Source organism: Corallococcus sicarius (genome assembly GCF_003611735.1).
In the GTDB taxonomy this organism is placed as follows: Bacteria; Myxococcota; Myxococcia; order Myxococcales; family Myxococcaceae; genus Corallococcus; species Corallococcus sicarius.
The window spans coordinates 1-15980 of the sequence record NZ_RAWG01000223.1; the positions used below are offsets into that span (position 1 = coordinate 1).

Annotated in this window: 15 protein-coding genes and 1 pseudogene; 3 read left to right on the plus strand and 13 right to left on the minus strand. The window is 70.8% G+C overall.

Annotation, left to right across the window (positions count from 1 at the left end; genetic code table 11):
* The 7 genes from D7X12_RS28375 to D7X12_RS28405 form a co-directional block, all read right to left on the minus strand.
* On the minus strand, positions 1–544 hold a 544-nt coding region (locus D7X12_RS28375), incomplete at its 3' end, for a hypothetical protein (RefSeq protein WP_208719344.1).
* Between the two features lie 65 nt (positions 545–609).
* On the minus strand, positions 610–1341 hold the full coding sequence (locus D7X12_RS28380) for a metallophosphoesterase family protein (protein ID WP_120535203.1): 732 nt from the start codon (positions 1339–1341) through the stop codon (positions 610–612).
* An 8-nt stretch (positions 1342–1349) separates the two neighbouring features.
* Positions 1350–1685: a TIGR02266 family protein gene (locus tag D7X12_RS28385; RefSeq protein WP_120628394.1), complete on the minus strand. Its 336-nt coding sequence runs from the start codon at positions 1683–1685 to the stop codon at positions 1350–1352.
* Positions 1686–1850: 165 nt separating this feature from the next.
* The gene (locus tag D7X12_RS28390; protein WP_120628395.1) at positions 1851–2795 is read right to left on the minus strand and encodes a PfkB family carbohydrate kinase; all 945 of its coding nucleotides are present in this window, start codon (positions 2793–2795) and stop codon (positions 1851–1853) included.
* Between the two features lie 119 nt (positions 2796–2914).
* Complete coding sequence (locus tag D7X12_RS28395; RefSeq protein ID WP_120628396.1) at positions 2915–4444, minus strand: MlaD family protein; 1530 nt, start codon at positions 4442–4444, stop codon at positions 2915–2917.
* A gap of 95 nt (positions 4445–4539) precedes the next feature.
* Positions 4540–5277, minus strand: a complete 738-nt coding sequence (locus tag D7X12_RS28400) for an ABC transporter ATP-binding protein (RefSeq protein ID WP_120628407.1) — start codon at positions 5275–5277, stop codon at positions 4540–4542.
* Between the two features lie 35 nt (positions 5278–5312).
* A complete protein-coding gene (locus D7X12_RS28405; RefSeq protein ID WP_120628397.1) occupies positions 5313–6128 on the minus strand; it encodes an MlaE family ABC transporter permease in 816 nt (271 codons plus the stop codon).
* A gap of 235 nt (positions 6129–6363) precedes the next feature.
* On the opposite strand from D7X12_RS28405, the gene D7X12_RS28410 reads away from it, so the two are divergent.
* The 3 genes from D7X12_RS28410 to D7X12_RS28420 are packed head-to-tail and all read left to right on the plus strand — an operon-like array spanning position 6364 to position 9245.
* Positions 6364–6951 carry a hypothetical protein gene (locus D7X12_RS28410; RefSeq protein WP_120628398.1) on the plus strand — a complete coding sequence of 196 codons (588 nt, stop codon included), beginning with the start codon at positions 6364–6366 and terminating at the stop codon, positions 6949–6951.
* 45 nt (positions 6952–6996) lie between these two features.
* Complete coding sequence (locus D7X12_RS28415) at positions 6997–8436, plus strand: hypothetical protein (protein WP_120628399.1); 1440 nt, start codon at positions 6997–6999, stop codon at positions 8434–8436.
* Entirely contained in the window at positions 8433–9245 is an 813-nt protein-coding gene (locus tag D7X12_RS28420; protein WP_120628400.1) for a hypothetical protein, read from the plus strand. The genes D7X12_RS28415 and D7X12_RS28420 overlap by 4 nt, the downstream gene beginning before the upstream one ends.
* Before the next feature lie 9 nt (positions 9246–9254).
* Here D7X12_RS28420 and D7X12_RS28425 read toward each other — a convergent pair whose 3' ends face one another.
* From D7X12_RS28425 to D7X12_RS43790, 6 genes and pseudogenes are all read right to left on the minus strand, one after another.
* Positions 9255–9956, minus strand: a complete 702-nt coding sequence (locus D7X12_RS28425) for an RluA family pseudouridine synthase (RefSeq protein WP_120628401.1) — start codon at positions 9954–9956, stop codon at positions 9255–9257.
* On the minus strand, positions 9953–11470 hold the full coding sequence (locus D7X12_RS28430) for a M16 family metallopeptidase (RefSeq protein WP_120628402.1): 1518 nt from the start codon (positions 11468–11470) through the stop codon (positions 9953–9955). The genes D7X12_RS28425 and D7X12_RS28430 overlap by 4 nt, the downstream gene beginning before the upstream one ends.
* Before the next feature lie 29 nt (positions 11471–11499).
* Positions 11500–12834: a M16 family metallopeptidase gene (locus D7X12_RS28435; protein WP_120628403.1), complete on the minus strand. Its 1335-nt coding sequence runs from the start codon at positions 12832–12834 to the stop codon at positions 11500–11502.
* 27 nt (positions 12835–12861) lie between these two features.
* Positions 12862–13521 carry a response regulator gene (locus D7X12_RS28440; protein ID WP_208719346.1) on the minus strand — a complete coding sequence of 220 codons (660 nt, stop codon included), beginning with the start codon at positions 13519–13521 and terminating at the stop codon, positions 12862–12864.
* Between the two features lie 2 nt (positions 13522–13523).
* Positions 13524–15791: a serine/threonine-protein kinase gene (locus D7X12_RS28445; protein WP_120628405.1), complete on the minus strand. Its 2268-nt coding sequence runs from the start codon at positions 15789–15791 to the stop codon at positions 13524–13526.
* Positions 15788–15980: pseudogene (locus tag D7X12_RS43790) on the minus strand (hypothetical protein); the annotation flags it as partial. The pseudogene D7X12_RS43790 and the gene D7X12_RS28445, both read right to left, overlap by 4 nt.

Genomic DNA, 15980 nt, shown 5'->3' on the forward strand with positions numbered 1-15980 from the left:
CCCGCATCCCCCGCCCTTCCACCGTGACGGGCGTGGAGCGGCGGAAGCAGCCCCGGAAGCCCGCCACCAGCTCGGAGGCCGGGGTGCCAATCTGGGGCCCGTCCATCCCCGCGTCGCCCGGGCCGGCGTCCACCGGGGCTTCGGCCTGGGGCTCCACGCGCCGGGGGATGTTCGTCTGGGAAGGGTCGGTGGTGGGCACCGTCCGGGCGCTGGCCACGGCGCGCCGCTGCTCCTCGGCCGCCGCCTGCATCCGCGCGCGGCCCTCCTGGATGCGCCGCAAGAGGTCCTGGGACGCGGCGGAGTCCACGCTGTCGGCGGGGACGCGCTGGAGCAGCGCCTCAATCTCCCCCGTCGCCGGGTCCAGGTAGGCGGAGTCCAGCTTCTGACCGTAGAGGGACGTCCACCGGCGGCTGGCCTGCTCGTATTCAGGCGAGGGCGGCGCGGGACCACGACGGCACCCGGAGGTGCCCAGCGCGAGGACGAGGACGGCGGCGAAACCGAGGCCCCGGAAGGGCCGCATCGGACGGAGGACCTGGAGGCGCACGGTCCGGGTTTATGCCACCTTCCGTCCAGCCGCGCCGCTTTTTGCGCACGGCGTCCAGCAGGCCCTCAGACGCCCAGGAACAGGCGCTTGCCGAAGTTCAGCGCGAGGTCCGCGTCGAAGATCTTCTGCGCGGACGTCTCGATGTCGTATTCCACGCGCAGGTACTCCACCGTGCGCGCGTCCGTGTCGCAGATGACGAAGCAGGCCCGGTTGTCGTAGTCGCGCGGCTGGCCCACGCTGCCCACGGAGACGATGTACTTGTAGCCCTTGCGCAGCACGAACTTCTGCGCCACCACGTCGTTCACCTCGCCGTTGCCAATGGCGAACGCCCGGCACAGGTGGCTGTGGCCAATGAACGTCACTTCCGGCAGCTCCGCCACGTACGGCGTCAGCTCCCGCGCCTGCTCCAGCGCGAAGATGTACTCGTACGCCTTCGGGTCGATGGGTGAGCCGTGGCAGAAGCCCACCTCCCCGATGCGGTACGTGTACGGGAGGCTGCGCAGCCAGGCCAGGTTCTCGTCGGAGAGCACGTTGGCGCTCCAGTCGAGCGCGTGCCGGGCGGCGTCGTAGTAGTACGAGTAGTCCATGCGCCCGGCCACCGCGGCGTCGTGGTTGCCCAGGAGCGTGATCTCCGCCACCGAGCGCACCAGCTCGCAGCACGGGTTGGGAGACGCCCCGTACCCGACGATGTCCCCCAGCGACACGAAGCGGTCCACCTTCTGGTGCTCCGCCACCCGCAGCACCTCCGTGAGGGCCTCGATGTTGGAGTGGATGTCGGAGATGACGGCGATGCGCATGGGAGAGCCTATGGGGAGGTCTGCTGCTGGGAGATGATGCGCCGCAGACTCACCAGCGCGTCCGCGTCCAACGCTTCGAACCTCAGGCCCATGCCCGGGGGCCTGCCGACGGGTTGCTCGCCTCCTCGCAACCAGACGACGGTGGCCTGGGCCTGCAGCTCCGTGTCCGTGGCCTGCGACAGCCGCACCTGCGCCCGCGCGCCCTTCGCCAGGGGGGTGCTCGTCCGCAGGAAGAGTCCGCCCTCGCTCAGGTTGGCGACGCGCGCATACAGGGTCACGTTCTCACCTTCACACCAGCAGCGCAGGTGGGTGCCAACCCGCGCGTGCTTTCGGTTTTCGCTCAACCCGTGACCTCCCGACAGGGGCCTCCTTCAGCACCCACTCGGGCTGAAAAAGGGTGACCTTGCCGGATTTATTCATCCACTGCGTTCCGCCGAGCCTAGGAAGGGTGGGTGTGGCCCGTCAAGTTCCCCACCGATTCCCGGCTCCCGGCGCTCCGGCTCTGGCGCCTACCGGCCGCCGGCGACCGCGTCCAGGGGGCCCAGGTCGTCGAAGTGGGTCAGCTTCTTGAACTCGTTGAAGCGGGCGTGGATCTCCGGCCGCTGCACCTCGCGCAGGCGCTCCAGGCTGAACTTCTCCACGGTGAACGAGGCCATCACGCTGCCCATGACCATGGCCTTGCGCAAGAGCTGCCCGTCCACCTTGCCCGAGGACGACGTGGCCAGGGTGCCCATGAAGCCGCCGGCGAAGGTGTCACCCGCGCCGGTGGGATCGAACACCTCCGACAGGGGGAAGGCCGGGCAGGCGAAGATGTGGTCCTGATCGAAGAGGAGCGCGCCGTGCTCGCCGCGCTTGATGACCACGCGCGAGGGGCCCATGGCCAGGATGGCGCGGGCGGCCTTCACGACGTTGTGCTCGCCGGACAGCTGGCGCGCCTCCGCGTCGTTGATGAAGAGCAGGTTCACGCGCTGGAGCGTCTTCAGGAGCGCGGCGCGGCTGCCCTGGATCCAGAAGTTCATCGTGTCGGCGGCCACCAGCCGGGGCGCCTTCACCTGATCCAGCACGCGCGACTGGAGCTCCGGGTGGATGTTGCCCAGGAAGACGTAGGGGGTGTCCCGGTACGCCTGCGGCAGGTTCGGGGAGAAGGACTCGAAGACGTTGAGCTGGGTGTCCAGCGTCTGCGCCTCGTTGAGCTCCCAGCCGTACTTGCCCTTCCAGCGGAAGGTGCGGCCGGCCTCGCGGGTGAGCCCCTCCAGGTCGATGCCGCGGCCGCGCAGGAACTGGAGGTGGGCCTCCGGGAAGTCCTCGCCCACCACCGCCACCAGCTGCACCGGCCCGAAGAAGGACGCGGAGGTGGAGAAGTAGGTGGCGGACCCGCCGAGCACGTCCTCCTTCTTGCCGAAGGGCGTTTCCAGCGAGTCGAGCGCGATCGAACCAACGACGAGAAGAGACATGCGGGCTTCCTGGGGGTGACCTGGCGCGGGGACGGCGGCGTCAGGGCACGGCGAATCGTAGGGGAAACCCCGTGCCCGTGCCGGGTACGACACCTGCCCGCCAAGGTCAAGGGGCGGGGCTAGAAGGCGGGGATGCCCGTGGTGGCGATGAGGGACTTCAGGTCGTCGTCGGTGAAGAAGAAGCCCGCGCCGAAGAAGAAGTCCCGGCCGGCGATGAGGCGCTTGGTGGCCGTGTCGCGCTGCTGGGCGTTGATGATGTCGTCCATGCCCGCCACGACGAACAGGTGGTCGAACGCCTGGGCGCGCAGCGTGGCGCGCAGGCGCGGGTAGCGCAGCTCGTCCGCGGTGAAGTTGAACGCGTCCATCTTCAGGGTGAGCGCGTCGTCGAAGAAGTGCAGGTCCGCGCCCACGCCGCCGGTGGACTCGATGAGGCCCACGCGCAGGGTGGTGAAGTAGTAGCGCTTGGCGAACTGGAGGCTGATCTTGAAGGACTCCTTGGTCACCTTCTGCGTCTGGATGACAGGGTCCCCGTCCGACGGCGGGTTGGTCTGCACCACCTGCGTGCTCACCGAACCACGGGGGTCGTCGATGATCTCCAGCAGGTAGTACTTGTCCGGCTTGGGGATGATCCGCAGCGACAGGCCGTTCTTCGACGCGCCCTGGGCCAGCAGGTAGGTGCTGGACAGGCCCACCTCCGTCTGGATGGTGGCCAGGCGGCTGGCGAAGTCGGAGATGTCGGTGACGGCCTCGCCCACGCGCTGGCCCAGCTGCTCGTCGGTGAGCAGCGCGCCCGCGGCGCCCTCGCCGTCCTTCACCTTGCGGGTGATGTCCTCCAGGTTGGCGAGCGTGTTGTCCAGCCGCCCCAGGGTCTGCTTGAGGCTGGAGACGCTCTCCTTGAGTTCCCCTTCCCCGCTGCCCACGATGTTCTTGACGGTCCCCAGGACGTCGCGGACGTCCTTGGTGATCATCTCCACGTTGTTGACGATGCGGTTGACGTCCGCCCCGTTGCTCTGGGTGATGGCGCGCACGTCCGAGGACACGCCCTCGACGTTGGCCATGATGGTGTCCAGCCGGTCCGTGTTGCGCCGCACCGTCGCGTCCACCGAGTCCGACAGGCGGACCAGGTTCTCCACGATGCGCTCCAGCGAACCGGCGCCCTTCTCACCGCCCAGCACCTCGCGCAGCGCGCCCGTCACCTGCTGGATGTCGGAGGTGATCTGCGACAGCGATTCGAAGACGGCCTCCATGCCCTGGGTGTCGATGACGCGGCGGATCTGCCCGCCGTTCTCCAGGGGGGGCGACTGCTCCGTGCCGGGGTTCAGGTCCAGCAGGTAGTCGCCGAGCAGCGACTCCGAGCGCTTGGTGATGGCCGCGTCCTGGCGCACGTCCACGCCATTGCGGATCTTCAGCCAGACCCTGGCGCGGGTGCCCTCCAGGGTGATGTCGCTGATCTCACCCACCGGGATGCCGGCGATCTGCACCCGGCCGCGCACGGCGAGCCCCGACGCGTCCCGGAAGTAGGCCCACACCTGGGTGGATTCACGGTCGCTCAAGCCGCCCTTGCGGGCGAACAGCACGAACGTGATGAGGAATGCCCCGGCGGCGATGACCAGCAGGCCAACACGGAAGGGCGTGACGAGCTTCTTCACCTGATGTGACTCCGAGCGCTACCGGCCGCGCGCGACTCTAACGATTTGCATGCCGGGTGCCAGCTTTTCATGGGGGGCCGGAATTCTTGCAGTCCCTAGTTCTTGCCGAACCACGTCTGGAGGAACACCTGGACGGCGGGCTGTTGGGATTCGCGCAGTTGCTCCGGCGGGCCGTGCTCCACGATGACGCCCTTGGAGAGGAAGGCGATCTGATCCGCCACGTTGAAGGCGGATGCGATGTCGTGGCTGATGACGACGCTGGTGACGCCCAGCTCCTTCTGCGCGGTGAGGATCATCTCGTCCACGGAGTCGGTGGTGATGGGGTCCAGGCCCGTGGTGGGTTCGTCGTAGAGGACGACCTTGGGATCCAGCACCACGGCGCGCGCCAGGCCCACGCGCTTGCGCATGCCGCCGGACAGGTCCGCGGGGAACTTCTCCTCCACCTCCGGCTTGAGGCTCATCAGGTCCAGGCGCTTCCTGACCTTCTCCCGGATGGCGTCCTCGGGCAGCTTCGTGTGCTGGCGCAGCGGGAAGGCGACGTTCTCGAACACGGTCATGGAGTCGAAGAGCGCGGCGGCCTGGAACACCATGCCGAAGCTGCGGCGGACCTGCTGCAGGCCCTGCACGCCCATGGGGACGATGTCCTCCCCGTCGATGATGACCTTGCCGGTGTCGGGCTTGAGCAGGCCGATCATGTGCTTCATCAACACCGTCTTGCCGGACCCGGAGCCGCCCAGGATGACGCAGGTGCTGCCCGACGGCACCGTGAGGTTGATGCCGGTGAGGACCTTGTTGGGACCGAACGTCTTGTGCAGGTCCACGATGTCGATCATCGGCTTCGGGGCCGGATCCGAGGTCGGCGCGGCCATCAGTGCATCATCATGCCGACGATGAAATCGAGGATGAAGATGGACAGCGCGCTCGCGACCATCGCCTCCGTGGTCGCCTGCCCCACGCCCTTGGAGCCGCCGGACGCGTTGTAGCCCTTGAAGCAGCAGATGAGGGCCACGGCGAGGCCGAAGATGGCGCCCTTGATGAGCCCCTCGTAGACGTCCATGGGCGCCATCCACTGCTGCGTGCGCGACAGGAAGGTGCCGGGGGAGATGCCCAGGCCGAACACCGCGACGATGTAGGCGCCCGTCATGCCCGTGGTGTTGAAGAGCATGGTGAGTGCGGGGACCATGAACAGGCCCGCGAGCACCCGGGGCACCAGCAGGTACTGCACCGGGTTGACGGCCATGGTCTCCAGCGCGTCCACCTGTTCGGTGACGCGCATGGTGCCCAGCTCCGTGCACATGGCGGAGCCCGCGCGCATGGTGACCATCAGCGCGGCGAACACCGCGGACAATTCCCGCGTGAGGGTCAGGGCCACGGTGGGGCCCACGAGGCTCTCCGCGTCGAAGAGGGCGAACGCGGTGGACGTCTGGAGGGCGAACACCATGCCCGTGAAGCTGCCGGTGAGCCCGACGATGAAGATGGAGCCCACGCCCACGAAGTCCAGCTGGGTGAACAGGTTCGTCAGGCGGAAGGGGCGCCGGACGCTCCAGCGGAAGACATCCAGGCCCAGGGCGACGACGCCGCCAATGGTGGAGACGACGTCGATGAGGCCCTTGCCGAAGCCCTCCACCGACTGGACGAAGGCTCCGCTCAGGCGGTTCGGTTTGCTGGGGGTTTCGGTGGTCATGCGTTCAGTCCAGCTACTCTACGTGCCCCGGACGCGCGCACAAGCGAACTCCCTTCCGGGATATCCCACCCCCACCGCCATGGTTGGCTGGCAAGGGGGCGCACGCGTGTCGTCAGGGGGTGGGATGCGATGGGGCTTTCTCCTCCAAGGGGACGCCGTTATGTTCCGCGACCCTTTTCCTTCCACGCCCGGCGCGCCCTCATGGGGAGTTGCCGGGCCAGAGCGACACAACAGCATGGCTACCCAGAAGGTCGGCGGCGAGGTGGATTCCCTCTGCACCCGCTGCAAGTTGTCACTCGCGCACACCATCCTCGCGATGGTCGGTCCGAAGATCGCTCGCGTCCGTTGCAACACCTGCGGCGGGGAACACGCCTTCCGCGGCAAGGCGGGCGTCACGGATCGTCCCACGAAGGCCGCCACGGCCAAGGCCGCGCGCGCCGGCACCCCGCGCGCGGAGAAGGTCGTCATCTCGTTCGACGACCAGCTCGCGGGCAAGGACATCGCCAGCGCGCCCAAGTACAGCCCCAAGGACACGTACCGCGTGGATCAGGTCATCCACCACCCGACGTTCGGCGTGGGCCTGGTCACCGCGGTGCGCGGCGACAAGGTGGACCTCACCTTCCGCTCCGACACCAAGACGCTGGTGCACGGCCGGGGCGGCGAGCCGGTGGACCGGCCCGCCTTCAACCCCCCGTCCAACAAGCGCTCAGGCCCCGCGGACAAGCCCATGGCGGCCATGGCGGAGCCGGCGCTGGACCCGGACATGGACCTGGGCATGGATCTGGACGCCGTCTCGGAGAGTTCCCCGCCTTCCGGGGATTGACCCGAAGGCCCGAGCGGCGGTCAACTGGGAGGCTGGTCTTCCTGCATGCGTCCGCCGCTCTTCATGGCCATTGCCGCCCTCCTCTTCTGCGTCGCCACCGCGGCGCAGGCGGAGCTGCCTGAGGTGGAGGCCACGCCCGGGCGCCTCGTGCTCGGGCAGGATCAGCTCGTGGTGGTGCGGGTGCGGGTGCCGGAAGGCACCGGCCCCGTGCGCGCGGCGGCCTCCTCCGGGACCTGGGAGGCCACGCGGGTGGAAGGCCGCGCGGAGCGGATCTTCCGCTGGACGCCGCCGCCGGTGCGCTACCCGCTGTGGGCGGTGCTCGCGTTCTGGGTGGAGGATGGACGGCCCCCGGAGGTCACCACCGTGCGGGTGCCCATGCTGGGGCGCACCACGCTGGATGTGTCCACCGCGCCCGGAGCGGAGGTGGTGGTCGCGGTGGGCGATGCCCGCTTCGGCCCGGTGAAGGCGGACGCGCAGGGCCGGGCGCAGGTTCCCGTGGAGGTGCCTCCGGACGCGAAGGAGGCGCGCGTGCTCGCGACGCGCGGCACGCTCACCACGGATCGCAGCACGCCGCTGTCGGTGCCCGCCGAGCGTCCCCTCGTCGCCGCGCTCACGCCGGAGCCGCTGTCGGTGGAGGACGGCGGCTGGCTCGTGCTCGAGGGGGTGGAGGGGTCGGTGCGCCCTTCGGACGTGCGCGTCGTCGCGACGGGCGCCACGGTGAAGGCCGAGCCTCCCCGGGGGCGGCTCTTCGCAGTAAGGCCCCAGGCGGGAGCCCCGCGGGTGAGCGTCACGGTGCGCTGGCGCGACTCGGAGACGATGGACGCGGCGCGGATCCAGGCCGACGTGCGGCCCGCGCGGACCGGGCCCTCCGAGCCCGTGCGGTCGCCGGTGGACGACAACCTCCTGCCCTTCCCGTCCACTGCGTCTGACGCGCCCACTGCGTCGGGTGCGCGCTCGCGCGAAGGGCGCACGTCGCTGTTCCTCCTGGGCGGTGCGTCGTTCGCGGCCGGCGCCAACGGCGGACCGCTGCTCGCGCTGGGCGTGACGGTTCCCCTGCCCCTGTGGCGCGGACGGCTGTCAGCGGAGGCGGAGGTGGGGCTGCGCCACGCGATGCTCGACGTGCGGCGTGAGGACGGCACGCAAGTGCGCTCACGCGTCTGGGGATTTCCCCTGCTGCTGTCCACGCGCGTCACCCTTTTCCAGCAGGGGTCCCTCCGCCTGGACGGCCGTGCAGGGGGCGGAGTGCTTGCTTTGCGCCATCAGCTGTCGCTGGCGGAACCCGAGACCCCGGACGTCTTCCCGCCCGCCGCGGATGAGCGCAAGCTTGGCGCCATGGGATTCCTGGCCATGCAGGGTGCGTATGCCTTCGGGCACTGGAGCGTCCTCGCGGAGGTGCGTGGCGCGTTGGCTCCCGTGCGGACGCCTTCCCTCCACGCGCAGCTGGGCGGCGCGTCCGTGTCCTTCGGGGTGGGGTTCACACCGTGAAGCGCGGCGGCCTGGCGCTGCTGGGGGCGGCAGTGCTGGCGTGGGCCTGCACGAGCGGTTTGGAGCTGCCCGATCCCACCATCGTCTCGGTGGAGCCGGCGACGCTGCCGGTCAACACCAAGGACGACCTCATCACCGTGCAGTTCGACGCGCGCTACGGCGTCGCCGTGGACTACGCCGCGAAGTCAGCGAGTGATCGCATCGTGGAGGGCCGCGTCTGGCTGGACGACACGGAGGCGACGGTGACGCACTTCGACCCCGAAGGCGTCATCATCGCGACGGTGCCCCAGGGCCTGGGCTCGGGCGCGCATGCGCTGCGGCTGCGGCTGGATGACGGGCGGGAGACCGTGGCCGAGGAGGCGCTCGTCCTGGTGCCGCCCGGCCACACCAAGGAGGAGGAGCCTGGCGAGGACGCGGGGGTCCTGATGGAGACCGACGCGGGCTCCGTCGAGCCGCACGGCGACGCAGGCACACCGGGAGATGGTGGCGCCAACCCGGACGATCCCATCCTCAAGGGCGACATCACCAGCTACGCGTTCGAGCCCATCGAAGGGGCGCGCACGAGCCGGGAGGCCTTCTCCATCACCGTGCACGCCGAGGGCCCCCGGGCCCCGCACTTCAGCGGCTCGCTGGAGCTGACGTCCTCGCGCGGCAAGGTGAAGCCCGCGAAGATTGGCCCGTGCGAGAACGGCGTGTGCGCCGCGACCGTCAGCGTGGACGCCACCGCGGGGACCGTGCAGCTCATCGTGACGGACGGCTACGGCGTGTCGAGCACGTCCAACATCTTCACGCTGAGCGCGCCCCCGTAGCGCAGGGCCTCACCCGGCCGCGCGCAGCAGCTCCAGCGCCCGCAGCATGTCCGGGGGCAGCGGGGCCTCCACGGCGTGCGCGGGCACCCCTGGCAGCGCCGGCCACTCCACGCGCGCGGCGTGCAGCGGCGTGCGCGTGAGCACCTCCCCGGTCCCCTGCCCTCCCAGGTCGCCTTCGGTGAGCGGCGCCTCGCGGCCGTACTGGTGGTCCACGAGCAGCGGATGGCCCAGGGACAACAGGTGTATGCGGATCTGGTGCGTGCGGCCCGTCACCGGCTCGGCCTCCACCAGCGAGGCGCGCGCGAAGGTCTCCACCGGGCGCACGCGCGTGCGCGACGGTTTGGCGTCCGGTTCGTCCGGCCGGGCCGCGCGCATGCGGCCCTTGCGCCCGGCCACGAGCGGCACGTCCACCCACTGGGGCGCCTCCAGCCGGCCCTCCACCAGCGCGCGGTAGCGCTTGCGCACCTTGCCCGCCTCGAAGGCCTGCGAAAGCGCGCGGTGCACGCCCGCGTCCAGCGCGAAGACGAGGGCGCCGGACGTGTCGCGATCCAACCGGTGTACGACGTACACCTTGCGGCCCAGCTCCGCCTCCAGCGTGTCGCGCAAGGACGCGCCGCCCTCCCGACCGGGGATGACGAGCACCCCGGCCGGCTTGTCCACCACCAGCACTCCCGCGCCGTCGAAGAGGATGCGGGCGCTGCCGCTGCTCACTCGTACTCCGACGCGGGCACGACGGTGATGGGGCCCAGCCCCTCCAGGAGCGGCTTCACCTCCGACGCCTTGCCCAGCACGACGATGGCGGGCCGGTCCGCGAAGGCGTACTTCTTCGCCACCCGGGCCACGTCCTTCGGCGTCACGGCGCGCAGCCGGTCGCGGAACTTCTCCACCCAGTCATCGCCCAGCCCGTGCATGCGGATGTCCGCGATGACGGACGCCACGGACTCGTTGGTCTCCGTGCGCAGCGGGTAGAGGCCGGCCAGGTAGCTCTGCGCGTCCTTCAGCTCGCGCGGCTTGAGGCCGCCGTCGCGCACGCCGTGGATCTCCTCCAACGCCACGTCGATGATCTCCCGCGTGGAGGCCGTCTTCGTGAACGTGGACAGCGCGAACACGCCGCCCGCGCTCATCGTGTCGAAGTAGGAGCTGACGCCGTAGGTGAGGCCGCGGTTGACGCGGATCTCGTTCATCAGGCGCGACGTGAAGCCGCCGCCCAGCGCGATGTTCATCGCCGTGGCCGGGAAGTAGTCCTCGTGGCCCAGCCAGAAGCCCGGGCCGCCCAGGCGCACCTGGGACTGCGTCTGGTCCGGCTTGTCCACGAGCAGCACCTGCCCCGCCTTCGCGAGCGGCGCCTGCTTGCGCGGCAGCTCCGGCGGCGTGTCCGGTCCGCCCGTCCAGCCGGCGAAGGCGCGCTCCGCCTCCGCGGCCACCGTCTCCGGGGCAATGGCGCCCACCACGGTGAGCATCGACACGCGCGGGCCCATGCGTTCAGCGTGGAAGCGCACGACGTCGTCGCGGGTGAAGGTGGACACGGTGCGCTTGATGCCGCCCAGGTCGCGCCCGTAGGGGTGGTCTCCCCAGAGCACGCGCGTGAAGGCGCGGTCGGCGATGGCGGACGGGTCGTCCAGGTCGTTGGCGAACTGCGCGAGCGCGCGCTCACGGGCGTCCACCACCTCCTGCTGCGGGAACGTGGGCTCGCGCACCACCTGCCCCAGCACGTCCAGCATCGCGGAGAAGTGCTCCGCCGGCGTGGTGAGGTAGACGGACAGCACGTCCTCGTTGACGCCCGCGTAGAGGCTGGCGCCCACGAACTCCACGGCCTCGCTGATGCCGTCGGCGTCCATGCGCTTCGTGCCCCGGCGCAGCAGGCGCGCGGTGAAGTCCGCCAGGCCGTCCTTGCCCTGGGGATCGCACACGGCGCCAGCGCGCATCACCAGCCGCACCGACACGAGCGGCAGCGGACCGCGCTCGGCGGCGATGACCCTCAGGCCGGTGGACGTGGTGCTCTCATGCAGGGGCGGCAGCTTCAGCGCCCCGGTGGCCGCGGCGCCGGACTTCGGAGCGGCGGATTTCGGAGCGGGCTTCGAGGGAGCGGACTTCGAGCGCGCCGGGGTCTTGGCGCGGACCGCGGCGACCGCGACCTTGTTGCGGGCGCTGACGGCCTGTTTGCGCACGGCCTTGGCGGCCTTGCGGACGGTCTTCTTCACGGAGGCGATTTTTCGGGAGGCCATACGCGGGAGCGGTTTCCTCGCGGGACGCTTCAAGCGTCCGCGTCGTCGCCGGGCTCGATGGCGCCGGCTTCGGGCTGGAGGGTGACCACCGAGCGACGCTCGGGGGCGAAATACTTCGCGGTGACGGCCTTCACCTGCTCGGGCGTGACGGCGGCGTAGAAGGTGGGCAGGGACAGCCCCTCGCGCCAGTCGCCCAGGAGGGCCTCGTAGTGGCCCAGGGCGTGGCCGCGGCCGCTGTTGGTGGACAGCTCGCGCAGGTGGTCCGCGCGCAGGTTGTTCTTCGCCTTCTGCAGCTCCTTGTCGGTGACGCCCTCGCGCGCGAGCTTCTCCAGCTCCGCGTACAAGAGGCCCTCCACCTTCGCCGGGTCCGAGTCCGGCTTGAGCTCCAGGTAGAACAGGACGGTCCCCGGGTCGATGCGCCAGCTCCAGTCCAGGCTCACCGACACGACGGCCTTCTGGTCATACACGAGCGACTTCACCAGCCGGCTGCCCTCACCCTTGGTGAGCACGTACTGGACGACGTCCAGCACCAGCGTGTCCTCGTCGCTCGCCGCCGGACCCCGGAAGCCGATCATCACGGACGGGGACTGCGCGGGGTGGCGCACGACGGCGCGCCGCTCGCCCTTCTGCTCGGGCTCCGCGTTGACGACGGGGGCGGGCGTGGGGCCGCGCGGGATGTCGCCGTAGTAGCGTCGCACCAGCGCGAGCGTCTTCTTCGGGTCGATGTCCCCGACGATGTAGAGCACCGCGTTGTTGGGCGCGTAGTACGTGCGGAAGTACTCCTGGCAGTCCTCGCGGGTGATGTTCTCGATGTCCGCCATCCACCCGATGACGGGCCAGCGGTACGCGTGCGCCTTGTAGACGAGCGTGCCCAGCTCCTCGTCCATCATGCCGGGGATTTCGTTGTCCACCCGGACGCGGCGCTCCTCCTTGACGACCTCGCGCTCGCTCGTGAGCGTCTGGTCGGAGATGCGCAGCGAGCGCATCCGGTCCGACTCCAGGTCGAGCACCGTCTCCAGCGCGTCGGCGGAGAAGTCGTCGTAGTACACCGTCATGTCGTTGGACGTGTACGCGTTGGAGCGACCGCCGTTCGACTCGAGCGTCCTGTCGAACATCTTGGGGCCGTACTTCTTCGCCCCGTTGAACATCATGTGTTCGAACAGGTGGCTGATGCCGGTGATGCCGGGCCGCTCGTTGCGGCTGCCCACCTGGAAGAAGGTGTAGAGGCTCACCACCGGGGCCTGGTGGTTCGCCAGCAGGCGGACCTTCAGGCCGTTGGGAAGCGTTGCCTCGTGAACGTCGAAGAGGGCGTGGAGGATGGGGTCCACCGCGCGCGCGGCGGACCGCGGGGAAGCCTTGGGCATAGGTGCCCCACCGTAACCACCCCAGCGCTAGAGATCCACGACACCTTCACGCAGTGCCATCACCACGGCATCCACATGGGAGTTGACGCCCATCTTCCGGTAGATATGCGACAGGTGCGTGCGCACCGTCCGGCGCTCCAGCGTCATCACCTGCCCCACCTCCGCGTTGGACAGGCCCTTGGCCACGTAGCGCAGGACATCCAGCTCCAGTTCGGTGAGCCCCCACGGCAGCACCGCGGGCTTCTGGGCGGGCCGGGCCTGAACGGATTGGAAGTAGTTCCAGAACCGGCGCGCGATGAGGGGCTCCAGCACCGTGCCGCCCTCCATGACCTCCTGGATGGCGGAGCGGATCTTCTCCGGCCCCACGCGCTTCACGAGGTAGCCGGAGGCGCCGGCCTGGATGGCCTCGTAGACCTTCTGCTCCTCCTCGAAGGACGTGAGGATGAGGATCTCCACCTCGGGGGCGCGGCGCTTGACCTTCTGGGTCACCTGGATGCCGTGCATGCTCGGCAGCTCCAGGTCCAGCAGGACGAGCTGGGGGCGCTCGCGGACGATGTCCTCGACGGCCTGCTCACCGTCCTGGGACGTGCCCACGAGCTCCAGCTCCGGGAAGGTGCCCAGGGCCTTGATGAGGTTGCGCAGCAGCTGCGGCTGGTCCTCGACGACGAAGATGCGCGTCCGCTCCACGGTCACCGCCTGGTGGGCAGAGGCTGGAACTGCTCGTCCAGCTTCTGGTGCTGGCCCCGCGAGAAGCGGAGCTGGAAGTCCTTGCGCTCGCCGGTGGAGAGCGCGACCACGCGGATGTCGCGCGTGCCGGCGCGCACCGGGAAGTTCAGGAGCGGCGTCGTCCGGCGCACCCGCACCCCGTCGATGTAGACGCGCGCCGGGAGGTTCGTGCGCAGCGTGAGGAACGCGCGCTGCGCCTTGGGAGGCACCGCCGGTCCGGCGCCGTCCTCCGCCCCGTCCTCCGCCCCGTCGTCCTGCTGGTCCTCCACGTCCTGGGAGGCGCCGGACGCGGCGGGCGCGGGCGGCGGAGGCGTGATGGGGCGCGCCCCGGTGGAGGTGGTGGTGCGCTCGGGCGGCGTGGGAGTGGCCTGCGCGGGCGCGTTGGGATCGTACTGGGGGAACGACTGCGCGGGGACGGGGTCCAGGCCCAGCCGCCACGCGGCGACGGCGAAGATGAAGAGGCCCACCGCGGCGATGCCGGCGGCGAGGACGCGCAGGCGCTTGCGACGGGTCGCGGCGGCCAGCGGGTCCAGGCGCGGGGTCTCGACCGTGTCGAAGCGCTGGGACACCGGCAGGTGCCGGTCCGACGGCGCGGGCAGCGCGATGTCGTGGCGCGAGCGGGGCTCCGCTTTGGCGTCCGGACGGGCACGGCGCTCCGGGCGGGCTTCGGCGGCGAGCGCTTCGGTGGGCTCGGCGCGGCCCCGGCGCTCCTGGCGGGGCACGGCGGGCTCCGCGGCTTCGGGTCCCCTGCCCCGGTCGGCGTCGGCGTGGGGCTGGGGCGTTCCCGCGGAGGGCAGGCTCAACGTCTCCTGGACGGGCGACCTGCCGGCGGCGCCGCGCGCGGGGCGCAGGGCCGGACGACGCTGGGAGGGCGCGGGCTCCTCGTCCGAGCCCAGCGGCGGCGGCGAGGAGAAGTCCTCCACCACTTTCATGCGCGGGTTGCGCCCGATGCGCGTGGACGAGTGCCCATCCGCGCCGCCCTGCGGGACGACCTGCGGACGGCGGGACTTCTGCGCGATGACGCCGGGCGGCGCGTCCCAGCCCTGCTCCAGGGGGCCCGCATGCGAGGGGTCGGTGCTCCTCGCTTCCCCGTCAGCGGGCGGCTCCGGGGCGTCCTCCTCGGACGGGGCTTCAGGCTCCGGGGGCGGATCCGACGCGTAGTCCTCCGGGCGGAACTCCTCGAAGCCGGGGGCCGCGTCCTGCGTGTCCGCCGAAGCCTCGTGCTCCGTGGGCGGGCGGGTGTACGGCGCGCGCTGGACGATGGACGCCTCCAGCTCCTCGGCGTGCAGGTCCTCCATCTCCGCGCCGGAGATGGGCTCCAGTTGGAAGGCCTCCGCGAACGGCACGGGCCCGGGCGAGGCGAGGCTCACCTCGTTGGGGAACAGCTCCGACACGAAGCGCGCCACGTCCTCCGGACCGGACAGGCCACCGCTGGCGGAGAGGAAGTTGCGCAGGGCCTGCGCGAACTCGCCGCACGAGCGGAAGCGCCGTTGGGGCGCAGGGTCCAACGCGCGCATCACCACCGGATCCAGCCGCGAGTTGATGCGCCGGTCCAACCGGCTGGGGGGCGGCAGCGTCTCGCGGCGGGTGCTCACGCCGCTGCCGGCCACCACGGCCTCGCGCAGCGTGAGCAGCTCGTAGGCGATGGCGCCCAGCGAGTAGACGTCGGAGGCCTCCGTGGGGGGCTCGCCCCGAGTCACTTCGGGGGCGCGGTACGCGCTGCGGCCCCGATGCGCGAAGGTGCGCTTGAGTTGCGGCACGGCGAGCAGCGCCTGGAGCGCGCCGAAGTCGCAGATGGCCGCATGGCCCTCATGGGCGAGGAGCAGGTTGCCGGGGGTGAGGGCCCCGTGGACGACGCCCGCGTCGTGCGCGAGCTGTACGGCCTCCAGCAGCTGGATGACGATGGACAGCGCCACGGTGGGCGGCAGCAGCACTTCCTTGGTGTTGAGGCGCTGGAGCGCGATGCCCAGCGTGAAGCCGTCCACGTCCTCGCGCACCACGGCGAGCCGCTGGTTCACGAAGCCCAGATCCACCACGTGGAGGATGCCGGGGTGCCGCACGGGCTGCAGGCGCCGGACGGTCTCCGCCAGCTCGCGGGCATAGGCGGGGTCGGACGTGCGCGGCAGGAACAGCTTCACCGCGACGGGGATGGTGGGCAGCAGCACGGCCTCGTACAGCTCCGCGAGGTCCCCCGTCTCCGTGCGGCCGGTGAGTCGGTACGTCCCGCTCATCGCGCCTTCCGCGACTTGGAGCGCGTGCTGCTGGGACGGGGGCCCGTGCCGCGGGGACGGCGGGCCACGGCGGCGAAGACGAAGCCGCACCACACGCACGACTCGCCGCGTCGGCCTCGGGGCAGCTCCAGGGTGCAGCCGGGGCAGCGCGGACGGGGCCGGGCGGCGCGGACGGTGGCGGCGGAGACG

Coding starts and splice junctions, on each gene's coding strand:
- D7X12_RS28405 (WP_120628397.1), bottom strand. CDS start 6,128: ATGACCACCGAAACCCCCAGCAAACCGAACCGCCTGAGCGGAGCCTTC.
- D7X12_RS28380 (WP_120535203.1), bottom strand. CDS start 1,341: ATGCGCATCGCCGTCATCTCCGACATCCACTCCAACATCGAGGCCCTC.
- D7X12_RS28390 (WP_120628395.1), bottom strand. CDS start 2,795: ATGTCTCTTCTCGTCGTTGGTTCGATCGCGCTCGACTCGCTGGAAACG.
- D7X12_RS28400 (WP_120628407.1), bottom strand. CDS start 5,277: ATGATCGACATCGTGGACCTGCACAAGACGTTCGGTCCCAACAAGGTC.
- D7X12_RS28435 (WP_120628403.1), bottom strand. CDS start 12,834: ATGCCCAAGGCTTCCCCGCGGTCCGCCGCGCGCGCGGTGGACCCCATC.
- D7X12_RS28415 (WP_120628399.1), top strand. CDS start 6,997: ATGCGTCCGCCGCTCTTCATGGCCATTGCCGCCCTCCTCTTCTGCGTC.
- D7X12_RS28445 (WP_120628405.1), bottom strand. CDS start 15,791: ATGAGCGGGACGTACCGACTCACCGGCCGCACGGAGACGGGGGACCTC.
- D7X12_RS28430 (WP_120628402.1), bottom strand. CDS start 11,470: ATGGCCTCCCGAAAAATCGCCTCCGTGAAGAAGACCGTCCGCAAGGCC.
- D7X12_RS28410 (WP_120628398.1), top strand. CDS start 6,364: ATGGCTACCCAGAAGGTCGGCGGCGAGGTGGATTCCCTCTGCACCCGC.